This window comes from Phenylobacterium sp., from assembly GCF_044371015.1.
Lineage (GTDB): Bacteria > Pseudomonadota > Alphaproteobacteria > Caulobacterales > Caulobacteraceae > Phenylobacterium.
On record NZ_JBILUK010000033.1, the window covers coordinates 1 to 20,824 of the forward strand.

At 66.8% G+C, this 20,824-nt stretch carries 23 protein-coding genes; 11 read left to right on the forward strand and 12 right to left on the reverse strand.

From position 1 onward, the window contains the following. Window positions 1-676 (forward strand): 2-hydroxyacid dehydrogenase (locus ACIQ3R_RS04780; RefSeq protein WP_397415702.1); only part of this gene is annotated, 676 nt, incomplete at its 5' end. Between the two features lie 65 nt (window positions 677-741). Further along, window positions 742-1,380, forward strand: coding sequence for an alpha/beta fold hydrolase (locus ACIQ3R_RS04785; RefSeq protein WP_397415705.1), 639 nt, complete (start codon window positions 742-744; stop codon window positions 1,378-1,380). On the opposite strand, the gene ACIQ3R_RS04790 is transcribed toward ACIQ3R_RS04785, so the two are convergent. Beyond that, complete coding sequence (locus ACIQ3R_RS04790) at window positions 1,377-2,429, reverse strand: hypothetical protein (protein WP_397415707.1); 1,053 nt, start codon at window positions 2,427-2,429, stop codon at window positions 1,377-1,379. The two genes, ACIQ3R_RS04785 and ACIQ3R_RS04790, sit on opposite strands and share 4 nt — an antisense overlap. A gap of 105 nt (window positions 2,430-2,534) precedes the next feature. On the opposite strand from ACIQ3R_RS04790, the gene ACIQ3R_RS04795 reads away from it, so the two are divergent. Together ACIQ3R_RS04795 and ACIQ3R_RS04800 are read left to right on the forward strand one after the other, a co-directional pair. Further along, a complete protein-coding gene (locus tag ACIQ3R_RS04795) occupies window positions 2,535-3,014 on the forward strand; it encodes a MarR family winged helix-turn-helix transcriptional regulator (RefSeq protein WP_397415709.1) in 480 nt (159 codons plus the stop codon). A gap of 100 nt (window positions 3,015-3,114) precedes the next feature. Continuing rightward, the gene (locus ACIQ3R_RS04800) at window positions 3,115-4,245 is read left to right on the forward strand and encodes a hypothetical protein (RefSeq protein WP_397415712.1); all 1,131 of its coding nucleotides are present in this window, start codon (window positions 3,115-3,117) and stop codon (window positions 4,243-4,245) included. 15 nt (window positions 4,246-4,260) lie between these two features. Here ACIQ3R_RS04800 and ACIQ3R_RS04805 read toward each other — a convergent pair whose 3' ends face one another. Both ACIQ3R_RS04805 and ACIQ3R_RS04810 read right to left on the reverse strand, forming a co-directional pair. Further along, window positions 4,261-4,737 carry a MarR family winged helix-turn-helix transcriptional regulator gene (locus ACIQ3R_RS04805; RefSeq protein WP_397415714.1) on the reverse strand — a complete coding sequence of 159 codons (477 nt, stop codon included), beginning with the start codon at window positions 4,735-4,737 and terminating at the stop codon, window positions 4,261-4,263. Between the two features lie 70 nt (window positions 4,738-4,807). Continuing rightward, a complete protein-coding gene (locus ACIQ3R_RS04810; protein WP_397415716.1) occupies window positions 4,808-6,034 on the reverse strand; it encodes a Rieske 2Fe-2S domain-containing protein in 1,227 nt (408 codons plus the stop codon). Window positions 6,035-6,188: 154 nt separating this feature from the next. Between ACIQ3R_RS04810 and ACIQ3R_RS04815 the strand changes: the two genes are divergently transcribed. From ACIQ3R_RS04815 to ACIQ3R_RS04825, 3 genes are read left to right on the forward strand one after another with little or no spacing between them, the layout of a single operon-like run. Then, on the forward strand, window positions 6,189-7,364 hold the full coding sequence (locus ACIQ3R_RS04815; RefSeq protein WP_397415718.1) for a Gfo/Idh/MocA family protein: 1,176 nt from the start codon (window positions 6,189-6,191) through the stop codon (window positions 7,362-7,364). Continuing rightward, a complete protein-coding gene (locus tag ACIQ3R_RS04820; RefSeq protein WP_397415721.1) occupies window positions 7,361-8,353 on the forward strand; it encodes an ABC transporter substrate-binding protein in 993 nt (330 codons plus the stop codon). The genes ACIQ3R_RS04815 and ACIQ3R_RS04820 overlap by 4 nt, the downstream gene beginning before the upstream one ends. A gap of 25 nt (window positions 8,354-8,378) precedes the next feature. Next, window positions 8,379-9,110 carry a glutathione S-transferase family protein gene (locus tag ACIQ3R_RS04825; protein WP_397415723.1) on the forward strand — a complete coding sequence of 244 codons (732 nt, stop codon included), beginning with the start codon at window positions 8,379-8,381 and terminating at the stop codon, window positions 9,108-9,110. A gap of 41 nt (window positions 9,111-9,151) precedes the next feature. Here ACIQ3R_RS04825 and ACIQ3R_RS04830 read toward each other — a convergent pair whose 3' ends face one another. The 3 genes from ACIQ3R_RS04830 to ACIQ3R_RS04840 form a co-directional block, all read right to left on the reverse strand. Next, window positions 9,152-9,832, reverse strand: coding sequence for a TetR/AcrR family transcriptional regulator (locus ACIQ3R_RS04830; RefSeq protein WP_397415725.1), 681 nt, complete (start codon window positions 9,830-9,832; stop codon window positions 9,152-9,154). A 290-nt stretch (window positions 9,833-10,122) separates the two neighbouring features. Then, window positions 10,123-11,307, reverse strand: a complete 1,185-nt coding sequence (locus ACIQ3R_RS04835; protein ID WP_397415727.1) for a serine hydrolase domain-containing protein — start codon at window positions 11,305-11,307, stop codon at window positions 10,123-10,125. 111 nt (window positions 11,308-11,418) lie between these two features. Then, window positions 11,419-11,841: a DUF1330 domain-containing protein gene (locus ACIQ3R_RS04840; protein ID WP_397415729.1), complete on the reverse strand. Its 423-nt coding sequence runs from the start codon at window positions 11,839-11,841 to the stop codon at window positions 11,419-11,421. Between the two features lie 301 nt (window positions 11,842-12,142). Here ACIQ3R_RS04840 and ACIQ3R_RS04845 point away from each other — a divergent pair, with 301 nt between their 5' ends. The 4 genes from ACIQ3R_RS04845 (at window position 12,143) to ACIQ3R_RS04860 (ending at window position 15,417) form a co-directional block, all read left to right on the forward strand. Beyond that, complete coding sequence (locus ACIQ3R_RS04845; RefSeq protein WP_397415731.1) at window positions 12,143-12,796, forward strand: helix-turn-helix domain-containing protein; 654 nt, start codon at window positions 12,143-12,145, stop codon at window positions 12,794-12,796. A 61-nt stretch (window positions 12,797-12,857) separates the two neighbouring features. Then, window positions 12,858-14,354, forward strand: coding sequence for a PAS domain S-box protein (locus ACIQ3R_RS04850; protein WP_397415733.1), 1,497 nt, complete (start codon window positions 12,858-12,860; stop codon window positions 14,352-14,354). Continuing rightward, window positions 14,347-14,952: a response regulator FixJ gene (gene fixJ, locus ACIQ3R_RS04855; RefSeq protein ID WP_397415736.1), complete on the forward strand. Its 606-nt coding sequence runs from the start codon at window positions 14,347-14,349 to the stop codon at window positions 14,950-14,952. Before ACIQ3R_RS04850 ends, fixJ begins: the two co-directional genes overlap by 8 nt. A gap of 51 nt (window positions 14,953-15,003) precedes the next feature. After that, a complete protein-coding gene (locus ACIQ3R_RS04860; RefSeq protein WP_397415738.1) occupies window positions 15,004-15,417 on the forward strand; it encodes a response regulator transcription factor in 414 nt (137 codons plus the stop codon). On the opposite strand, the gene ccoS is transcribed toward ACIQ3R_RS04860, so the two are convergent. From ccoS to ACIQ3R_RS04890, 6 genes are read right to left on the reverse strand one after another with little or no spacing between them, the layout of a single operon-like run. Next, window positions 15,411-15,572: a cbb3-type cytochrome oxidase assembly protein CcoS gene (gene ccoS, locus ACIQ3R_RS04865; RefSeq protein WP_397415740.1), complete on the reverse strand. Its 162-nt coding sequence runs from the start codon at window positions 15,570-15,572 to the stop codon at window positions 15,411-15,413. The genes ACIQ3R_RS04860 and ccoS overlap by 7 nt on opposite strands. Continuing rightward, window positions 15,569-17,740, reverse strand: a complete 2,172-nt coding sequence (locus ACIQ3R_RS04870) for a heavy metal translocating P-type ATPase (protein ID WP_397415742.1) — start codon at window positions 17,738-17,740, stop codon at window positions 15,569-15,571. Before ACIQ3R_RS04870 ends, ccoS begins: the two co-directional genes overlap by 4 nt. Then, the gene (locus ACIQ3R_RS04875; protein WP_397415744.1) at window positions 17,731-18,222 is read right to left on the reverse strand and encodes a FixH family protein; all 492 of its coding nucleotides are present in this window, start codon (window positions 18,220-18,222) and stop codon (window positions 17,731-17,733) included. Before ACIQ3R_RS04875 ends, ACIQ3R_RS04870 begins: the two co-directional genes overlap by 10 nt. Further along, the gene (gene ccoG / locus ACIQ3R_RS04880; RefSeq protein WP_397415746.1) at window positions 18,219-19,685 is read right to left on the reverse strand and encodes a cytochrome c oxidase accessory protein CcoG; all 1,467 of its coding nucleotides are present in this window, start codon (window positions 19,683-19,685) and stop codon (window positions 18,219-18,221) included. Before ccoG ends, ACIQ3R_RS04875 begins: the two co-directional genes overlap by 4 nt. Continuing rightward, the gene (gene ccoP / locus ACIQ3R_RS04885) at window positions 19,682-20,620 is read right to left on the reverse strand and encodes a cytochrome-c oxidase, cbb3-type subunit III (protein WP_397415748.1); all 939 of its coding nucleotides are present in this window, start codon (window positions 20,618-20,620) and stop codon (window positions 19,682-19,684) included. Before ccoP ends, ccoG begins: the two co-directional genes overlap by 4 nt. Beyond that, entirely contained in the window at window positions 20,613-20,783 is a 171-nt protein-coding gene (locus tag ACIQ3R_RS04890) for a cbb3-type cytochrome c oxidase subunit 3 (protein WP_397415750.1), read from the reverse strand. The genes ccoP and ACIQ3R_RS04890 overlap by 8 nt, the downstream gene beginning before the upstream one ends. Window positions 20,784-20,824 lie beyond the last annotated feature (41 nt).

Here is a 20,824-nt window from a genome sequence, read left to right on the forward strand (position 1 = left end):
CGTCTGCAATATGCCCGGGACCAACAGCCAGGCGGTGGCCGAGATGGCCCTGGCCCTCATGCTGGCGGTGCTGCGGCGGCTTTCGTACCTCGACCCTTTGACCCGACGCGGTGAGGGCTGGTCGCCTGACGCCAGCCTTATCGACGGCGTCGGCGAACTCGGTGGGCGAACGGTGGGCTTTGTCGGCTACGGCGCTTCAGCCTCGCGCCTGGGGGCCGCGCTGGAGGCGTTGGGCGCCCGGGTCATCTACACCGCGCGCAGCGAAAAGCCCGAATTGCCTGGGCGGTTCACACCACTGGACGCATTACTGGCCGAGGCCGACATCGTGTCCCTTCACCTTCCCCTGACCGACGAGACCGAGAAACTCATCGACGCCAAGACCCTGGCCGCCATGAAACCCGGGGCTGTGCTGATCAATACCGCGCGGGGTGGTCTTGTGGACGAGGCGGCCCTGCTCGTCGCCTTGTCCTCCGGCCGCCTGCGCGGCGCCGGATTGGACGTGTTCGCGCAGGAGCCGGTCGATCCCGCCAATCCCCTGTTGGCGCTCCCCAATGTCGTGGTCGCCCCGCACATGGCCTGGCTGACGCCCGAGACCCTGGATCGCAGCCTTGGCGTCGCGTTTGAGAACTGCCGCCGGCTCGCGGCCGGCGAGCCGCTGTTGCACCAGGTGGTCTGATGTCGCGCCCGTCCGTTGTCTTCGCCTCTGGCCAGCTGCTGACGGAGGCGGTCTGGGCGCCTCAGATGACCGCGCTCGCGCCCGCTTGCGATCTGATCCATGCCGACCATACGCAGGACGACACCATTGCCGGCATGGCGATGCGCTTGATGGAGGCCGCGCCGCCGCGGTTCCATCTGATCGCCCACGCCATGGGCGGCTTCACCGCCTTCGAGGTGATGCGCCGGGCGCCCGAGCGCGTGCGGAGCCTCGTGCTCATCGCCTCCCTGGCCCCAAACGACGGCCCCGCTCAGACCGAGCGCCGCCAGGGCTACATTCGGCTGGTCGAAGCCGGGCGGTTCGACGAGGTCGTTGAGGAACGCATCCCGATTTTGGTCCATCCCGACCGGCGGGGCGATGATGAGCTTCTGGCCGTGGTGCGGCGGATGGCCTCTGATACCGGGGCGGAGACATTTCTGCGCCAGCAACGCGCGATCATGAGCCGGCTCGACAGTCGACCCTCTCTTGCGGCGATTAAGGTTCCGACCCTGCTGATCCGTGGCGACGGCGACGGCATCACCACCGAGGCGCATCAGGCGGAGATGCTCGCGGGCATCGCCGGCGCCCGGCTGGAGGTGATCCCCGATTGCGGCCACTTGCCGACCCTGGAACGGCCTGACCAGACCAACCAGCTTCTGATCCGCTGGCTCGACGAACGACTCTAGCCCGCCAACTCTCTCCGAACGATCGCGGCGCCGTCGGCCATGGCCTTTAGCTTGCCGAACGCCACCTCGCGGCTCTGGTATTTCATGCCGCAGTCTGGCGCGATGATCAGGCGCTCCGCGTCGATGAAGGGCAGAGCCTGTCGGATACGGGCGGCGACAGTCTCGGCCGTCTCGATGTTCGGGTCGTTCAGGTCGATGACGCCGTACATGATGTACTTCGAGGGCAGCTCCCGCAGAATCGAGGGATCCAGCTTGGGCTGGGCCGCCTCAATCGAGATGATGTCGACGTCTGAGGCTTCGAGTTCTTCCAGGAAGGCGTAGCCGCCCGGCTTGGCGGCGCCTTTGTGGACGTAGGCGTAGCCGAAGCAGATGTGTAATGCGGTCAGGCCGCCGACGCCCTTGACCGCCCGGTTGATGGCCTCGATGGCGAACGCCCGCGCCTCGTCGGCCTTGGCCTGAAGGTAGGGTTCATCCAGCTGCACGATGTCGACCCCGGCGGCGAACAGATCGCGGGCTTCGGCGTTGACCGCATCGGCGTAGTCAAGGGCCAGCGACCGGGCGTCCGGATAGTAATCGTTCTGGGCCTGCTGGGTCATGGTGAAGGGGCCGGGAATGGTGATCTTCACCGGTCCGCCCGCACGCGACTTCAGAAACGCAGCGTCCTGGGCCTCGATGGGACCGGTGCGGCGGATCGGTCCGGCGACGCGGGGTACGGGGTTCATGGCGCCGGTGCGGTCCATGGCCATGCCGGGCGGGTCGGTCTCGATGCCGGCCAGAGCGGTCGCCAAGCGATTTGAGTAGCTTTCCCGCCGCATCTCGCCGTCGCCGACAATGTCGATGCCCGCCAGACGCTGGTCGCTGATGGCCACCAGGGTCGCCGCCTCCTGAGCGTCGGCCAACTGTTGGGGATCCTTGATGCGCCAGAGTTCCTGTGCGCGCACCCGCGGCGGCAACCGGCTCTTCAGCCCCTCGCGGTCGATCAGCCAGTCAGGCTGGGGGTAGCTGCCCACGATCGTGGTCGGCAAAAGCGGCAGACCCGGCAACAACATGAGGCGTCCCCATTCGTTAGTATTCTATCTGTTCGGTAGGGGCGCGGACGCGGGCCTGTCAATGGCGCGATTGCCGGGAGCGGGCGGCAGTGGAATGGTCTGACCATGAGCGACATCCAAATCTACGCCGATCCCGCCAACAGCATCGGCTATCTGACGCGCATCGCCTTTCGATCGTTCTCCCGGGCGTTGGAGTCGCGGACGGCGCCGTACGGCGTATCGAGCGGTCAGTGGCGATTCCTGCGGGTGCTCTGGCGCGAGGACGGCCTGACGCAACGCGAGCTGAGCCGCCGGGTCGGCATGCGCGAGCCGACCACGGTTATCGCCCTGAAGAGCCTGGAGCGCAGCGGTTTCGTCGTGCGCACGAAGAACCTTGAGGATCGCCGCAAGGTGCATGTGTTCCTGACACCGGAAGCCAAACGCCTTGAGGCGACGCTGCTGCCGGCGGTGGCCGAGGTCAACGACGTCGCGCTCGCCGGTCTCTCCGATTCCGAGGTCGAGATTCTGCGCAAGGCCCTGTCCCAGGTGGGCCGCAACCTTTCGGCGGACCTGGGCGATGATCCCCCAACCGATTCCGCTGTCTAAAGCGCCTTGCGCCGGGTCGATGTGGCGATATTGATTAGATTACGAAGCATAGACGGGCCGCGAAATCGGGCGGCCATCGCGCAGAGGGGGATTTCAGGACATGGACGACAGCGACCTGCTGGCCAAGGTTGACCGCCAATTCATCGGTGTCGTTTCGCCGACCGCCCCGCGCATCCAGGCGGGCGGCCATCCCTGTCAGGGAATCTACACAACGCCTAAGGGCCAACGGCCGAAAACCGCCTTCATCGCCACCCACTACAACGTCGATTTCTCCGAGCACTACATCGCCCCCTACCTGGCCGCACGAGGCTACGGGTTCCTGGGCTGGAACACCCGCTATCGCGGTGCGGAGGACCAGTTCCTGCTGGAGCATGCGGTGATCGACATCGGCGTCGGCATGCGCTGGCTGCGTGAGCAGGCGGGCGTCGAGACCATCGTCATTCTCGGCAATTCGGGTGGCGGCTCGCTGATGGGCGCCTACCAGGCCGAGGCGATCGCGCCGACCCTGGGCGACCTCGTATCGGGCAAGGGGCTGGAAGCGCTCAACACACTGCCGCGCGCCGACCTCTACATCTCGCTCAACGCGCACCAGGGCCGGCCCGAAGTGCTGACCGACTGGATGGACGCCTCGGTGGTCGACGAATTCGATCCCGTCGCCACCGATGAGAGCCTGAACCCCTTCAACCCCGACAATGGCCCACCCTATTCGCCCGAGTTCATCACCCGCTATCGCGCCGCCCAGCGGGCCCGGAACCAGCGCATCACCGACTGGGCCAAGGCCGAGCTGGCGCGCCTCAACGCCGCCGGGGTCCCCGACCGACTGTTCCCGCTGTTCCGCTGCTGGGGCGATCTGCGGATGATGGATGGGAGCATCGATCCGTCCGAACGGCAGACGCCGATGTGCTATCGGGGCCACCCCGCCATCGCCAACCGTTCGCCATCTATCGGCCGAGCCAACTACCTGAAGACCTGGCTCTCGATGTGGAGCCTGGAGACCTCGAAGTGCCAGGGCGGCGAGCAACTGGCCAAATTCGACCTTCCCTGCCTCGTGGTTCAAGGCCTCGCCGACACCGGAGTCTTCCCCAGTGACGCACACAAGATCCACAACAGCATCGGCACGTCCGACAAAGCGCTGCAATTGATCCGGGGCGCCCACTACTTCGAGGACAGCCGCAAGGTGCGCGACGACATGGCCGACCTGCTTTGCGACTGGGTCCGGACCCGCCGCTGAGCGCCGGCTTCGGGTCTATCGATCGTTGGCGACGTCCTCGGGCCGGAACGCCATGGGGGCGCCCCAGTCAGCGTCGAGAACCCGCGCGGCGGTCAGCAGCCGTCCGGCCCCCACGCGGCGGCCCAATTCCTCGGCCATGATGATCATTGATCGCTGCGCGTCGACCCGCATGGTGTCGCCCATGCGGGTCGGCTTGACGATCTTGATGCGCCCATTCGACGGGTCATCGATCAGCTCCACAATGCCCAGTTCGACCATCTGGCCGATCGTCGCGTGGATGGCCTGGCGGCTCACGCCCATATTGCGGGCGATATCCGAAGGTCGGCGGACGCCGAGCACCAGATTGGCCATGACCATGGACTGGGGGCGGGTGACCACCGGCCAGCCGCGGGCCTGCAGATAGTTCTGCAGCCCTTCATCAAACCAGTAGAAACCTCTGAGCAGCGACAGCAGCAAGTGCCTGACATCATTGCCTGCGGTCACCGCGCTCACCACTCCCGATCGGTTTGAGCGTTCTCACTGGGATGGTTCCGGCGTGTTGTCAAAGCCGGCCGGGAGCCCGCTACTCGGCGGCGTGCGCTTCAGCCGTTCGCCGGGTGGTGAACACACGCCAGTCGGCGGTCTTCTCGACCAGGCCCTCGTACGAGGCCAGGTCGGTCCGTCGGGCGGTGCTGGATGTCCCGATCACAGGTCCGCCGGCGGCCGCACTCTTTGCCGCCGCGACCATTTGGCGGCGGAACTGGATGATGGCGACATCGCTGGCGCCCAGATGATCGGCGCTGCGGTCAGCGATAGGCCCCATGCTCTCCCACATCGCCATGTCCTGCGCCGGGATGCCCTTTATGCCGGTGAAGTCCCCGGCCCTCATGGCCGCTCTGTCCTGCTGATACCCATTCGCCAGGTTGCGGAGCTTCCGGAAATCGGTGTCGAGGTCGGGTCCGACCTCGGCGGCGCAGAACCGGCGCCAGGCCTCCTGACTGATGCCCCGCGTCGGATGCCAGGCGATCCAGTAGAACATGCAGTTCACGTCATCGATGGGCACCAGCATCTGGGCCAGATTGTACTGGTCATTCGGCGGGATCAGCACCGTGAACGGTGCGATGAACACGGTGGTGCGGACATAGACGTGAGTCTCCGGATTGCGGATCGGCCGGCGGAGAGCAGCGTAATGAAAGCCGTAGTCGGTGGCCTCGACCTCCAGCTTGGGAGCCTTGTCGTTCGAAGGTCGGAGCCAGGCGGTCTCCGTCGCCGTTGAGCCTTCCACCTCTGCGGTGGGCATGTTGGTGGAATGCAGGCTGGACGAATGGGCGCTGTCGATCGACCCCTCAAGAACCTGCGCCCAGTTACAGGCGGCATGTATCTTGACGATCGAGGTCCGCGTGGTCGGCGTGGGCGCCCAGGGCGGCGCTTCGAAGGGTCGAACCGCGTCAACCCCGCCCATCCAGACCCAGACGAAACCTCCGGCCTCCTGGACCGGATAGGCTCTGGCTTTCACCGCGCCCATGCGGCTGCCCTCCGGCTCCGAAGCCATTTCCTGGATCGCGCCGTCCACCCCGAACTTCCAGCCGTGATAGAGACACCGGAGCCCGCACTCTTCGTTTCGTCCGAAGGCCAGCGAGGCGCCCCGGTGCGGGCAACGTTCGTCCAGCACGCCGATACGTCCCAGGCTGTCACGGAACACCACCAGGTCGACACCCAGCAGACGGGCGCGCACGGGCGCGCCATCGGGCTCGGCCACCTCCTCCGACATGCAGGCTGGCAGCCAGTGCTGGCGCATCACCTGACCCATGCCCGCGTCTCCTTCCACGCGGCATAGGAGTTCATTGTCGGCGGGTCTCATCGGCGTTCCCTGCAGGGTCGTTGCAAAACTTAGATGACGAAGTAACTTAGGTTGTCGATACGACGCGAGTCCAGACGACCGCTTGGAGAGACTGTCCCAAAGAATGGCTGACCGTGTGCTCCGTATGGGGGTTGTCGGCCTGAGCCGAGGCTTTGAACTGAGCCGTCGCACCCTGGCTGCGGATCCGCGCATCCGGCTCGTCGCCGCCGCCGATCCGCGTCTCGAGGCCCGCACGGCCTTCCAGGCCGAGTTCGGCGGCGAGGTCTATCCGACCGCCGGGATGCTGTTCGCCGATCCCGCGGTGGAGGTGGTCTACATCGCGACCCCGCATGAGAGCCACGTTGAGCTGGCGATCCAGGCCGCGGAGGCGGGCAAGCATATCCTGGTCGAAAAGCCCATGGCGCTGGATCTGGCCTCCTGCCGGGCGATGATCGACGCCGCGGCTCGGGCCGGCGTTCAGCTGCTGGTCGGGCCCAGTCACGGTTTTGACCCGCCGGCGGCCTGGGCGACGAACTTCATCGACTCCGGTGCGCTCGGCCGCCCGCGCATGGCGACCATGCTGACCTATACCGACTTTCTCTACCGCCCGCGTCGCCCTCAGGAACTCGATACCGCCCTGGGCGGCGGCGTGGTGTTCAGTCAGGCGGTCCACCAGGTCGACGTGATCCGCGGCCTGATGGACGCGCCGGTCACCCGGGTCCGCGCCACGGCCGGGCGATGGGATCCGGACCGGCCCACCGAGGGCGCCTATCAGGCGTTCCTGGCGTTCGAGGACGGCGCCTCTGCGGTGCTCACCTACTCCGGCTATGGACGCTATGACACCGACGCCCTGATGAACTGGATCGGCGAGACCGGCGTCGCACGGGACGCGGACGCCTATGGCCTCGCTCGACAACGGCTCGAAGCCTCGGATTCCGAGGCCTTGCTGAAGACAGCCCGCGCCTACGGGTCCCACGCGCCCGAGCCGCCGCCCGTGACCGGCCACGAGCACTTTGGGTTTGTCCTGGTGTCCTGCGAGGGAGGCGACCTGCGCCTCACCCCCTCAGGCGTGGAAGTCTACACCCCCACCGAGCGCCGGATCGTGACCCTGGACCTCCCGCAAAGCGGCGCCACCCGGCGCGGCGTCATCGACGAGTTATGGGCGGCGGTGGTCGAAGGCGCGCCGGCTCGCCGCAATGGCGAATGGGGTCGCGAGACCCTGGCCATCTGCCTTGCCATACTGCGCGCCGCCCGCGAAGGACGCGAGGTCGCCATTTCGGAACTTGAGGATCGGCCGTGAGCAAGCTGCGTTTGACCCTGGCCTGCTGGGACTATGACCGCACCCGTGCGCTGGCCGATGGCCGGGTCGCGCCGGAGGGCATCGACCTAAACCTGTTGCCGCTCGATGTGGAGGAGACGTTCTTCCGCATGCTGCGGGGCCGGGAGTTCGACGCGGCCGAGATGTCGCTGTCATCCTATTGCGTCTCGCTGCTGCGTGACGATCCCGCCTTCGTGGCCATACCGGTCTTCCCGTCGCGCTTCTTCCGGCATGGCTGCATCTTCGTCTCGACCCGCAGCGGAATCCGGCAACCGGCGGACCTGATCGGCCGGCGCATCGGCGTGCCGGAATACCAGATGACCGCCCCGGTCTGGATTCGCGGCCTGCTCGCAGACGACTACGGCGTCGATCCGGCGAGCGTTCAATACTTCACCGGCGGAGAGGAAGAGCCGGGCCGGGACGAGAAGCTCAAGCTCAGCCTTCCGCCCAGGTTCAGCGTCACGCCGATCGGCCCTGACCAGACTCTGGCCCGTATGCTGGCCGACGGCGAGATCGACGCCCTCCATACGGCCAGGACGCCTTCCACCTTCTATTCCCGTCCCGACGACGTGAAACGGCTGTTCCCGGACTTCGTGGGTGTGGAAAAGGCCTACTACCGTCGCACGGGCATCTTCCCGATCATGCACGTGATCGCGATCCGCCGAGACGTCTACGAGGCCAACCGATGGATCGCCCGGTCGCTGTTCAAGGCGTTCATCGCGGCGCAGCGGATCACCTATGACAATCTGGCCGTGACCTCGGCGATGACCTCGATGCTGCCCTGGCAGGTGGCGGCCGTCGAGGATGCGCGGGCCGAGTTGGGCGACGACTGGTGGCCCTACGGACTGGACCGCAATCGCGCCGTCCTCGACACTTTTCTTCGCTACCACCACGAACAGGGGCTTTCCGCCCGTCGGCTGCAACCGGAAGAATTGTTCGCGCCCGAGACGTTCGAAGCCTTCAAGATCTGACGACACGCGCGAGGGAGATGGCGCCTTGATCACGCTCTATGGCGGCCCGACGCCCAACGCCCGAAAGGTGGCCATATGTCTCGAAGAGATGGGCTTGGCCTGGCGACTGCACCCCATCGACATTCTCACGGGCGACCAGCTCTCGCCCGAGTTCCTGGCGCTCAACCCCAACAACAAGACTCCGGTGATCGTCGATGACGCCCCGGCCGACGGCGGCCCGCCGCTGGTGCTGTGCGAATCCGGCGCGATCCTCTGGCATCTGGCCGAGCAGACCGGCCGGTTCATCCCGGAAGGCGTCCGGGCGCGGGCTATCTGTCTGCAGTGGCTGATGTTCCAAATGTCGGGGGTCGGGCCGATGTTCGGCCAGAACGCCCACTTCTCGTTCTACGCCCGGGATCGGCACGAGTATTCGATCACGCGTTACGCCAACGAGGTCACCCGACTGCTGCGCGTGCTGGATGACCGGCTCGCCGAGGTCGAGCATCTTGCCGGCGCTGAATACACCGTGGCCGACATGGCGACGTATCCCTACGTCCTGCGCCAGGTCGAGGCCCGAGCCTCAGACTATCCTAACCTCAAGCGGTGGGCCGACCTGATCGGCGCGCGCCCTGCCGTCGTCCAGGGCATGGAGGTCGGCCGGGAGCACCTGCGTCGCGAGACCATCGAGGGCGGACTGTCGGGCTTCACCGACGAACACCGCGACATACTCTTCGGCGCCCGACAATACGCCCGGCCAGCGCCGTCCGCTCCTGGCTGACGCGCGACTGAGCTCACCTGAACGCCATTCCTGCTGTCGGCTCACACGGTCGCTACATCTTCGAGGCCGAGATATCGCACGAGCATCAGAGCGAGCTCTTCGTGGAGTCGCGGGTCGTCAATCGAGTACGGTCCCGGCCCGTGCAGGATGTTGGATACAATCTGGCCATGCATCATGCGGATGGCCAGATGAGCTGCGTCCTGTTTGCCGGGGTCCATGTCTATGCCCCGCGCCCTGAGCAAATCCACCACCTGTGCGGCTTCGATCATCTCGACTCGCCGCATCAGCGGCCAGACATCGCGGCCCCGGAGGCTGAGTTCGAACAGGGCGCGGTAGTAGCCCTCGATCCCTTTCATGGTCCGCGCCGAGTTCCGCGTTAGCCGACGAAACACGTCCATCAAGGGTTCGGTCCGGCAAGCCGGGTCGGTGAAGAACTTGACGATGTTAGCTTCTGCATGCGCCGCCATGTCGGATTGGAGGGCGAAGAAGAACGCCTCCTTGTCCTGAAAGCGACGGTAGAAGCTGCCCACGGAACAACCCGCCCGCTTGGCGATGTCGGCGACGTGCGCCTGCCAAAAGCCTGACTCGGCGAACACCCGCTCGCCCGCCTTCATCAGGCGGTCGCGCTGCCGGCGGCTCCGCTCCTGATAGGCCGGGAGCGTCCAGCCCATCTCGGGCTCGCTCTCCCCTGAGATCACCGCCGCCGTCTTCGTTACGTCCATTATTCGTCCAGACTCTGAGAGTCGTCTCTATGGCGCCGCGGCGGCGGGTAAATCCAGCCCCACAACCTCCCCGACCCCGTCGCTTCTAAGTGAAGTGCAGGCCTTGCAGGTAAAGAGCAACAACCGCTGTCGGACAAACTCATGCCAGCTTTGAGCATCGGCAGAGACCCGGGGAACACCCTACCCTTTGCATCCACTAAACCGCGTGACGGCGGCCATTCGCACAGAGTCCCCGATCGGTCGGTGCAGGACCTGGCTGGCGGCTCCGTTCGGTTGGACTGACCCGCTGATCAGGGCTCGACGGCCGCCTTGTGGAGGGCCTCGATCAGGGCGGCTCGGGCGGCGCTGAGATCACGGCCCGTCGCGCGGGGCCAGGCAGAGTTGATGACGATCACGACCCGGTCTTGGCGGAAGGTGGTGATCGACTGGCCAAAGATTCCTGTCGCCTGATAGGCCCCGCCAGGTCCCATCCACCAGAAATAGCCGTAGCCTAGGCCCTGCTGACCGTTGTCGATCTGCTTGGAGGTGGCCTCGACCGCCCAGTCGGGCGGGAGCACAGGGCGGTCACGCGCCATTCCGCCATCCAGCATGAACTGACCGAAACGTCCGTAGTCGCGGAGGGTCATCGATATGCAGCAGCCGCCCCGCTCCTGCCCCGCGCCGTCAACCACCCAAAGGGCGTCGCGCTCCATGCCGTAGGGCTTCCAGATCTTCTCCGACGCGTAGGCCGCTAGCCCCTTGCCCGTAGCCTTGGAGACCAGGATGCCGACGAGATCGGTCTCGCCGGTATTGTAGTTGAAGTACGCCCCGGGCGCGTTTGCCCGCGGCAGGGTGCGCATGTAGGCGACAATGGGGTTCATGCCGGGGACCGACGAAGCCAGCCCGGCGCCGACAACGCCCGCCCGGGCGACATCGGAGTTGGGATCGGCATAGTCCTCGTTCCAGCGCACGCCGGAACTCATCATGAGCAACTGGCGGACGGTGACACCTTCGTAGGCCGAGCCTTTGAGTTCGGGAATGTAGTCGGTGACCTGAGAACTCAGGCTCTTTATCCGGCCGTCCTGTATGGCCGCGCCAACCAAAGTGGACGTGATCGATTTCGCCACCGAGAACGAGGTCCAGCGGTCTGTCGGCTTCCTGCCCATCCCGTAGCGCTCAAGCACCACCTTGCCGTCCCTCAGCACTAACAGGCCCGAGACCTTATAGGCGTCCATGTAGTCTGCGACCGTGTAGGTGCGGCCGGCGAACGAGAAGGTCGGATCGATGGTGCGCCCGGCCGATGAAAGGGGGTGGACCCTTTCGCCCCGCGCCACCGTCTCAACGCGATAGACCGTCTCGATGTGGCGGTACCATTCGCTCTGCTGCTGCGGCGTCCAGAACAGTATGCTCGGCGTCCCCGGACTAAGCGCCACCTGAGCGTGGATCGGGCCGGCGGCCAACGACGCGGCGACAAGAGCCAGGAAAAGACGGATCATGCAGGTCTCCCCTTTTGCCGCGATAACGCAAAGGCGATCGCAGCGCCGATCAATACCTTAGAAGGCGTCCGGCCGTCGGGCTGACGGCAAGAAGGCGATACACCTTGCCGGCTAGTTGGCGGCCGGCCGGTCACCACCCACCCCAAACTTCGAATAGGTTTCGGTCGAGGCCAGGATCAGGTGATCCTCGACACCATTCTCGCGGTGGACGTCACCGCGGGCGTAGTCCGGGGAGGTCACCATCGACAGGAAGGCGGCGCGAGACGGATACCGCACAAGGACGATATAGTCCCACAGTCTAGTCGACGGGTCGCCGAACGCCACGCCTTCGGGATTGCCGCTCCAGAGTATGGCGCCGCCCAGCGCCTTGATCATCGGCACGGTGTTGGCGCTGTAACGAACGTAGGCGTCCCAGCCCGTCCCGTCGCCGTCGATCGAGCGCTCGCGGAACCGCAGGAAGTTGACCATCACCACGGGGCCGTTGTCCGGCAGGTCGCGGACAAGCGTCTCGTTCAGCGGCGTCGGCAACGGCATCTCTTGGTGTCTCCATGGAAGGTCGATGCAGCGTGGTTGGCATCTTCAGGTTAGCGCCGCCAAACCCGTTGTCAGCCCAACCTCGCAACAGACAAACGAAGCAGCCGAGACGGCCGACCGGGTCAAGTCCGACGGCCCATCGCACGTGACCGAACACCCGTTCCATGGACGGCGCCCAAGGCTCTTTCTTCCAGGTCGGCCCCGTCCCGCCACGCCTCCGTGCCAGTACCTAAGGGGAGGACCCGAATTTCGCCGGGGGCGGCGGAAGCGTAGCCAATGATCATCGAACCCGGAGAGCGCGATGATCCTCGGCCAGCCCCTCAATGATCCCACCCCCGCCCCTGGCGGGACGGCGCTCGATCTCGCTTTCGAGACGCTGGGCGCGCGAAAGCTCTATACGCGCGAGTCGGCGATCTATGATCAGGATGATGCCGTGGAACTGCTGTTTCGGATCGTTCGCGGCGTCGTGCGCACCACGCGCCTTACGGTGGATGGCCGCCGCCAGGTGGGCGACTTCTACTATGCCGGCGAGATATTCGGTCTGGAGCCTGGCCCCGCCCATCGCTTCGCCGCCGAAGCCCTGACCGATTGCGAAGTGGTCATCGTCCGCAGGGCCGCAGTGCGCGCCGTGGCCGGCGACGCGGAACTCGACCGCGCGATCCTGGAGGCCACCCGCCGGGAGCTGGAGCGCGTGCAGGAGCATGTCGTGCTGCTGGGTCTTCGCGGCGCCCGCGAGCGCGTCGCCGGCTTCCTGGCCGCCATTGCGCACCGCCAGGATGAGCCGCAGGTCGATCTGCCCATGAGCCGTCAGGATATGGCCGACTACCTCGGCCTGACCATTGAGACCGTTTCCCGCATGCTGACCCGCCTGCAGGACGACGCCATTGTCGCCTTCCCGTCCACCCGGCGTTTCGAGGTTCGGCGCTGGTCCGAACTGGAGGCGCTCGCCGCCTGAGACGAGTCCTCAATCCCGGCCCGGCTTGTCACGGTCGGGCGGCGCGCCTACCCCTCGGTTCATGACGCGCGAGACGAAGACGCCGGATTCGGGGCCGGCTCGCCAGACGGTCTGGCCGGCCCATGCCCTCGCGCTGGTCGCCGTCGTCGTCTGCGCCCTCTTGCGCATTGGTCTGGACGACGTGTTCCAGGCGCAGACCGGCCTGCTGTTGTTCGTTCCGGCGCTGGTCATCGCCGCCGCGCTGGGCGGGGCTGGACCGACCCTGGCGGCCGGCGTCGTCGCCACTCTTGTCGCGATATGGATTTCAGACTCGGCCGGCTTCGGCATGCGCCACCTGATCGAGGCTGTGGCTTTCCTGGGTCTTACGGTGGCGATTGCGGCCTATGGCCGCCGCATGCGGCAGACGGATGCGATCCTGCGCCGCAGCATTGAGGATCTGCGCGCCCGCGAGGCGCACCTCGAGTCGATCCTGGCCACCGTTCCGGACGCCATGATCGTGATTGATGAACGGGGAATCATCCAGTCGTACTCCAGCGCGGCCGAGCGCAAGTTCGGTTGGACGGCGGCGGAGGCCGTCGGACGCAATGTCGAGGTGCTGATGCCGGAGCCCTACCGCAGCCAGCACGACGGTTACCTCACGCGCTACGCCGCCACAGGCGAGGCGCGGATCATCGGGATCGGCCGCGTGGTCACCGGTGTGAGGAAGGACGGGTCAACCTTCCCGATCGAACTGGCGGTGGGCGAGATGCGTTCGGGCGACCGGCGTTTCTTCACCGGCTTTGTGCGGGACCTCTCCGAACGTCAGGCTGCGGAGCGACGGCTGCAGGATGTCCAGGGCGAGCTCGTCCACGTCTCCCGCCTGACCGCCCTGGGCGAAATGGCGTCGGCCATGGCGCACGAACTGAACCAGCCGCTGACCGCCGCCGCGAACTTCATGAAGGGATGCCTCGTTCTGCTGAAGCGCCGCCCGCTCGATGAAGCGCGTCTGGCGGACATGATCTCCCAGGGCGCCGATCAGGCCCTCCGCGCCGGTCAGATCATCCGCCGCCTCCGGAACTTCGTCGCCAAGGGCGAGGCGGATCGTCGGATCGAGGGCCTCCCCCAGTTGCTCGAAGAGGCCGCTGCCCTGGCCATGGTCGGTGCCGGTCAACGCAACGTTCGCATTCGTCAGGAGATCGACCCGGACGTCGATCTCGTCCTGGTCGACAAGATCCAGATTCAGCAGGTGGCGTTGAACCTGATCCGCAACGGCCTGGAGGCGATGGACGGCATGGGCGACAAGGTCGTCAGCGTCTCAGCCCGATCGGTCGAGGTCGATATGGTCGAAGTCCAGGTTCGCGATCATGGCCACGGCATCAAGCCGGAAGCCGCTGGTCAGCTCTTCCAGCCCTTCATGACCACCAAGCCCGACGGCACCGGCATCGGGCTCTCGATCTCGCGAACGATCATCGAGGCGCATGGCGGCCGGATCTGGGCGGAAAACAATCCCGAGGGCGGCGCCACCTTCCACTTCACGCTGCCGGCCGTACGGAAGGAGGACCTGACCGCGGATGCCTGAACCGATTGTCCACCTGATCGACGACGACGAGGCGGTGCGCGCCTCCGTCGGGTTCCTACTGGAGATGAAGGACATTCCAGCGGCGACCTATGCATCGGCTGAGGCCTTCCTCGCAGTCGCCGATTCGCTAACCAATGGCTGCGTGGTGACCGACATCCGGATGCCGGGGATGAACGGTCTCGACCTGGCGCGGGCGCTGAAAGCCCGACGCTGCCCACTGCCCTTGATCGTCATCACGGGTCACGGCGACATGCCGCTGGCGATTGAGGCGATGCGGGCGGGGGTGGTCGACTTTCTGGAGAAGCCGTTCGAAGAAGAGGCGCTCGTCCGGGCGATCCAGACCGCCCTCGCCGCCGCAGCTCCGGCCGACGCAAACGCCGAGGGTCGACGCCGCTACGCCTCCCTTCTGGAATCGCTATCGACCCGTGAGAGCGAGGTGCTGCGGGGGGTGGTGGACGGCAAGATGAACAAGGTGATCGCCTTCGAGCTGGGCATCAGCGAGCGTACGGTGGAAGTGTACCGCGCCAATGTCATGCGCAAGACGCAGGCGACTGGCATCTCGGATCTGGTGCGAATTGCGATGCTCGCCGGAATCTGAATCTTGCGCCAGATCAAGGCGCGCTCGCCTGCGGCGCGCCACCTTCGCTCAATGGAACAATCCCCCACAGAACGCGCGACGGTCGTGGTGGTCGATGACGATGTCGGCGTCCGCACGGCGCTGGCGTTCGCGCTGGAGATGGAAGGGTTCCGGGTCGAGACCTTCGCCTCAGGGGAGGCTTTCCTGCTTCGCGAGCCGCCCGCTTCGCCGGCCTGCCTTGTGCTTGACGAACGCCTGCCCGGCGCCTCGGGGCTCCAAACCTTGCGCCAGCTTCGTGAACGGTGCGTCGAACTCCCGGCCATACTGGTGACCAGTCATCCAGGACCCCGGACCCGCGCCGCCGCCGCCAGCGCCGGTGCGCCCATTCTCGAGAAGCCGCTCATGGGCGAAACCCTGACGGCCAAAATCCAGCAGCTGATCGCGGCCAACCTAAGCGTCGACGCGAAATCTTCTCCGCATCACTGATCGGCCGGTCGGTCCTCCGGGTCATCGACCAGGATTCGCGCGGCGTCGCCGGACGGGTCGCCATATTGCCCGGCCCGCAGGCTCCAGACGAACGCCCCAAGCGCCAGGAGGCCGAGGCCCAGCGAGAAGGGCGCCAGGAACATAACCAGGTTCATCGGCGCCATCCCGTGCGAAGCGCGTTCAGGGTCACCACCAGCGAGGACGCTGACATGGCGATGGCGGCGACGAAGGGATTGACCAGTCCCAGCATCGCAGCCGGCGCGGCCAGCAGGTTGTAGGCGGCGGCGAAGGCGAAGTTCTCAAGCGCGCGGGCGCGGGCGTCACGGGCGATATCGACAGCATCCACGACTGGTGAGAGCCCCTCTCCCGAAAACACCAGATCCGCCGCGTTCTGGCTGGCCGCCAGCGCCGCGCCGGGCGCCATCGAGGCGTGTGCGACCGCCAGCGCGCCGGTGTCGTTCAGGCCGTCGCCCACCATCAGCACCTTGTGACCCTGGGCGATCAGCCCAGAGATGGTCGCAGCTTTCCCTTCAGGGGTGCAGCCGGCCTGCCAGTCGATGATGCCGACCGCCCGGGCGGTGGCGCCGACAGCGCCCGAACGATCCCCGGAGAGCGCCTCAATGGTCAACCCGCGCGCATGAAGCGCAGCCACCGTCTCGGTTGCGTCGAACCGCGGCGCGTCAGCGAACCGCAGCCGGAACCGGGTGTCGCCATCAAAGCCGAACCACAGCTCAGTGGCGTCGTCGTTGGTGGCGGCGCCCACAAACTCCGCGCGACCGAGCCGCGCATGCCGACCGTCGATCAGCCCTTCGACGCCCTGACCGGCTACTTCCCGGACCTCCGTCGCCAGCGGCCCATGCGGCCCCGCCGCTTCGGCTACGGCCCGGGCCAGGGGATGCCGCGAGGCGCGAGCCAGCGGCGCGGCCATGGCGATCACCGCCGGCGCGGGGTCCAGCAGAACCGGTCGACCGCGCGTCAGGACGCCGGTCTTGTCGAACACCACGTGATCGACCTCGGCCAGACGTTCAAGCGCGGCGCCGGATTTCACCAGCACGCCCCGTCGGAACAGGCGCGCCGAGGCGGTGATCTGCACGGCGGGCACGGCGAGCCCGAGCGCACAGGGGCAGGTGACGATCAAGAGCGCAGCCGCCCGGATCAGCGCCTCGCGCGGACCAAGGCCGACCAGCCAACCGCCAACGAAGGTTAGCAGCGCCAGGCTGTGGACCACAGGCACATAGATCGACGCCGCCTTGTCGGCGAGACGGACATAGCGCGACCTGGACTGAGCGCCGGCCTCCACCAGCCGCGCGATGGCCGCAACGGCCGAGTCCTCCGACCGGGCGCTGGCGACCAGAGTCAGCACGCCTGAAAGGTTGAGCGCCCCAGCCCGACATTCCGCGCCGACCGCGACGCTGGCCGGGGTCGTTTCACCGGTCAGCAGACTTGTGTCGAGATCTGAGGCTCCCTCGACCACTCGACCGTCCACTGGGATCCGTTCCCCCGGTCGCACCAGCAGGCGATCACCCGGGTGAACATCCGACAGCGGCCGGGCCACGAGCGCGCCGTCCGAGCTGATCAGGGTGGCTGTAGGCGCCTGCAGCGCCAACAGATCCGCAGCGGCGCTTGAAGCCCGGGCTCGCAGCCGATGCTCCAGCCAGCGGCCGATGAGCAGCAGGAACAGCAAGGAAACCGCCGCGTCGAAATAGACATCCCGACCCTGCAGGATGGTCTCGGATAGGCTGACGGCCAGGGTCAGCAACACCCCGATGGAGATGGGCACGTCCATGTTGGCCCGGCCGGCCCTTAGGGAGCGCCAGGCCGAGCGGAAGAACGGCAGGCCGGCGTAGATCGCACAGGGCGCGCCAACGAGCCCGGAGAACCACATCATGAGCGTGCGCGACGCGGGGCCCAACTCCTGGCCGAACAGCCCCGCCCAGATCGGCACCGAGAACATCATGGTGTTCATCACGCCGAAGCCGGCCACCGCCATGGCGAGGATCAGCTCACGGCCTTCCCGATCCTGCGCGTCGCGCGCCTCGCCAGGGTCATAGGGCGTGGCGGGATAGCCGAGCCTGCCCAGATGCTGAACGACGGTCGAGGGGTCAGCCCGCCGACCGTCGAACTCCACGGAAAGGCGCTTCAGGGTCAGGTTGAGCCGCGCGGACGCCACGCCGGGCAGGCCCGCGACCTCCCGCTCGATCTTGGAGAGACAGCCGGCGCACTTCGCGTCAGGCACCAGCAGGTCCAACCCAGTCCGCCCCTCGGCGCGCGGCCGCAGGAACGCCGAGAGGTCGGCCCGCTCGGTGTCCCAGGTCAGGGCCATGTCAGTCTCCGCTCGGCGGTCAGGCGCCCGCCGGCCGGCCCCTCGGCCCTGGCGGAGAAATCCCAGGCCCCGGCGAGTCCGCTGACGGGAGCAAGGTAGCGACCGGGCGTGGTTTCCCGGAACGCCAACACCACGGCGCCCGCCTCGGTGGCCGGTCGCCGGAGTGCGCCCGTCACGGTCAGGCCCGGGAGCGGGGCGCCGTCGCGATCAACCACGGTCAAGGCGATTTCACGGGGCGAGGTCGATACCGCCGCGCGCCAGCCAAGGCGATCCTGCGCCTCAAGGTCAGCGATCCTGCGGTTGAAGACCAGGCCGTCCTCATAGGGCGTCACCGAGACCTGGCCCGGGAAGGTGCGATAGGCCAGCACCATGAAGACCACATTCACCGCGATCACCACGGCGAAGAAGGCGCTCACGCCTGCCAGGACATGCCAACCGCGGATCTCGAACGGACGGCGAAGAGGCGGTGATGTCGGGTTCATGAGTCAGCCTGCGCGCCAGTGAGGAACGTGGTCTCTGCGACAATTTCTGCGCCGGCGCCCCGCACCAGGAACTTGGCGGCGGGCTGGTCGGCCTGGCCTCGCGCGGCGGTGACGAACACGCGGACCGCGCGCACCTCGTTGGCGGGGATCACGGCGCGAAGCGGCGCGCCTGTCGGGCCGCCAGGACTGCGCAGCGCCGCGCCGGGCACGCCCTCCAGCGTGATCTCCACCGTCTGGGCCTCGAATGTGCGGTTGGCGACTTTCAGCGTGTAGCCGTTGCGAATGGATCCATCGTGCAGGCGCACGAAGGTGGGGTTCCGATCCCGGAGGGCATGCGCCTCCAGAGGCGAGCGAACGCTCAGGCCGTAGACGACCAGGGTCGACACCACGCAAAGCGCCAGTGCGTAGAAGACCGTCCGGCTGCGGAGCAACCGATAGATCGACGGCTGACCCAGGCTGCGCGCGGCGACCGCGGCGTCGGTGTCATAGGCGATCAGCGCCCGAGGCCGCGCCACCCGATCCATGATCTCGTCGCAGGCGTCGATGCAAAGGCCGCAGTTGATGCATTCCAGTTGTGAACCGTTGCGGATGTCTATGCCCATCGGGCAGGCGACGACGCAGGCCTGGCAGTCGATGCAGTCGCCCCGTCCCTCCCAGCCCTGGCCTTTCTTGTGCGCGCCACGCGGCTCGCCCCGGTCGAACCGGTAGGTGACCTGCAGCGAGTGCTGGTCAAGCATCGCGCCCTGGATGCGCGGCCAGGGGCACATGTAGGTGCAGACCTGTTCCCGAAGGTGACCGGCGAAGATGTAGGTGGTGGCGGTCAGCAGTGCGCAGGAAACATAGGATTCGATTGGCGCCCGCCCGGTCCAGAACTCGACCAGCAGCGTCGGCGCGTCGCGGAAATAGAAGATCCAGGCGCCGCCGGTGCCGAACGCCACGCCCAGCCACACCGCGTGTTTGCCGCCCTTTCGCCAAAGCTTGTCGAACGACCAGGGCGCGCCGGCCAGGCGCATGCGGGCGTTACGATCTCCCTCGAACGCGCGCTCGATATAGATGTAGAGATCCGTCCAGACCGTCTGCGGGCAGGCGTAACCGCACCAGAGCCGCCCGAACAACGCCGTGACCAGAAACAGCGCCAGAGCCGCGATCACCAGCAGGCCGGTGATGAAGTGAACCTCCTGCGGCCAGAGCTGGATGCCGAAAAAGTAGAAACGCCCACCGAAGAAATCGACCAGCACCGCCTGGTCCGGCAGCGCGCCGGGCCGATCCCATCGAAGCCAGGGCGTCACGTAGTAGATCGTCAGCGTCAGGATCAGCAGCGCCCACTTGATCCGCCGCCACTGGCCATGAACCAGCTTGGGATAGATCGGGGTGCGCGGCTTGTAGAGGCCGCCGTCGCCCTTGGCCTTCTCGCGCGCCTTGTCGGCGGTCGATCGACGGGTTGTGTCGATGACGGTGTTCATTTCGCGACGGGAGTCGCCGGCGCAGCGGGTCCGGGCGCGGCGACGGCGGGCGCGGGCGGCGGCTCGGGTTCACCGCCGGCATTGGCGTGCACATAGACAGCCAGAGCCTTGATGGTCTCAGGGGAAAACCGCGCTTCCCAGGCGGGCATGACGCCGTTCCGACCGCTCCAGAGCTGGTCGCGGATCGCACCTCGGTCCGACCCGTACAGCCACTCGGCATCGGTCAGATCCGGCACGCCCCGCGTGCGATCGCCCCGCCCATCCGGGCCATGGCAGGCGGCGCACTGGTCCACGAAGGTCTGGCGCACCCGCGCCACCGCGGCCGCGTTCGCGCGCCGTCCCGAAAGGGCCACGACATACTCGGTCAGGTCCGAGATCTGCGCGTCGGTGAGCATCTGGTCGCGCCCGAAGGCCGGCATCACGGTTTCACCGAGCGCCTGCGGATGACCCGATCGAACCCCAACGCGGAGTGTGCGGGCGATCTCGTCAAGCCGACCGCCCCACAGCCAGACATCGTCGCGCAGATTCGGATACCCCTTGGCGCCGGCCCCGCCCGCCCCGTGGCAGGTGGCGCAGTTATCGCCGAAAACCGACTGGCCGACCTGCATGGCATAGGCCTGGAGCTCGGGATTGGCCTCGATCTCCTGCAGGCTGGCGGCCTGCAGGCGGGCTTCGCCGGCTTGGCGCATCTTGGCCAGTTCGCCCAGTTCTTGCGACACCACGGCGCGATCGGAATGGCCCAGGAGGCCTCGGGTATAGCCGGTGATCCCCGGCCAGGCCGGCATCAGGATCCAGTACACCACCGCCCAGAGGATCGTGGCGTACCACGTCCACAGCCACCAGCGCGGCAGGGGCGTGTCCAGTTCCTTGATACCGTCCCACTCGTGGCCGGTCGTCTCCATGCCGGAGTGCTCGTCGCGTTCGCGATCAGACATGGTCGCCATCGTCCTCAAGAGGGAGCTTGGCCAGACGCTCGAAGTCCGCGCGATGGCGGAGACGCAGGGCGTAGATAACGCCGGCCACGAAAATCAGCCCGAAGTAGATCAGGCCGGCTTGCTGGGCGAAGGCCGCAACGGCCTCGTAGCTGAGGCCGCTCATCGCAGGTTCTCCGGGTCTTCAGCCCGATAGGTGCGGAAGTC

Bases quoted from the DNA above. Each gene is read 5' to 3' on its own strand.
- ACIQ3R_RS04785 (WP_397415705.1), top strand. From the start codon at position 742: ATGACCGCGCTCGCGCCCGCTTGCGATCTGATCCATGCCGACCATACG.
- ACIQ3R_RS04790 (WP_397415707.1), bottom strand. From the start codon at position 2,429: ATGTTGTTGCCGGGTCTGCCGCTTTTGCCGACCACGATCGTGGGCAGC.
- ACIQ3R_RS04795 (WP_397415709.1), top strand. From the start codon at position 2,535: ATGAGCGACATCCAAATCTACGCCGATCCCGCCAACAGCATCGGCTAT.
- ACIQ3R_RS04800 (WP_397415712.1), top strand. From the start codon at position 3,115: ATGGACGACAGCGACCTGCTGGCCAAGGTTGACCGCCAATTCATCGGT.
- ACIQ3R_RS04810 (WP_397415716.1), bottom strand. From the start codon at position 6,034: ATGGGTCAGGTGATGCGCCAGCACTGGCTGCCAGCCTGCATGTCGGAG.
- ACIQ3R_RS04815 (WP_397415718.1), top strand. From the start codon at position 6,189: ATGGCTGACCGTGTGCTCCGTATGGGGGTTGTCGGCCTGAGCCGAGGC.
- ACIQ3R_RS04830 (WP_397415725.1), bottom strand. From the start codon at position 9,832: ATGGACGTAACGAAGACGGCGGCGGTGATCTCAGGGGAGAGCGAGCCC.
- ACIQ3R_RS04835 (WP_397415727.1), bottom strand. From the start codon at position 11,307: ATGATCCGTCTTTTCCTGGCTCTTGTCGCCGCGTCGTTGGCCGCCGGC.
- ACIQ3R_RS04840 (WP_397415729.1), bottom strand. From the start codon at position 11,841: ATGCCGTTGCCGACGCCGCTGAACGAGACGCTTGTCCGCGACCTGCCG.
- ACIQ3R_RS04845 (WP_397415731.1), top strand. From the start codon at position 12,143: ATGATCCTCGGCCAGCCCCTCAATGATCCCACCCCCGCCCCTGGCGGG.
- ACIQ3R_RS04850 (WP_397415733.1), top strand. From the start codon at position 12,858: ATGACGCGCGAGACGAAGACGCCGGATTCGGGGCCGGCTCGCCAGACG.
- fixJ (WP_397415736.1), top strand. From the start codon at position 14,347: ATGCCTGAACCGATTGTCCACCTGATCGACGACGACGAGGCGGTGCGC.
- ACIQ3R_RS04860 (WP_397415738.1), top strand. From the start codon at position 15,004: ATGGAACAATCCCCCACAGAACGCGCGACGGTCGTGGTGGTCGATGAC.
- ccoS (WP_397415740.1), bottom strand. From the start codon at position 15,572: ATGAACCTGGTTATGTTCCTGGCGCCCTTCTCGCTGGGCCTCGGCCTC.
- ACIQ3R_RS04870 (WP_397415742.1), bottom strand. From the start codon at position 17,740: ATGGCCCTGACCTGGGACACCGAGCGGGCCGACCTCTCGGCGTTCCTG.
- ACIQ3R_RS04875 (WP_397415744.1), bottom strand. From the start codon at position 18,222: ATGAACCCGACATCACCGCCTCTTCGCCGTCCGTTCGAGATCCGCGGT.
- ccoG (WP_397415746.1), bottom strand. From the start codon at position 19,685: ATGAACACCGTCATCGACACAACCCGTCGATCGACCGCCGACAAGGCG.
- ccoP (WP_397415748.1), bottom strand. From the start codon at position 20,620: ATGTCTGATCGCGAACGCGACGAGCACTCCGGCATGGAGACGACCGGC.
- ACIQ3R_RS04890 (WP_397415750.1), bottom strand. From the start codon at position 20,783: ATGAGCGGCCTCAGCTACGAGGCCGTTGCGGCCTTCGCCCAGCAAGCC.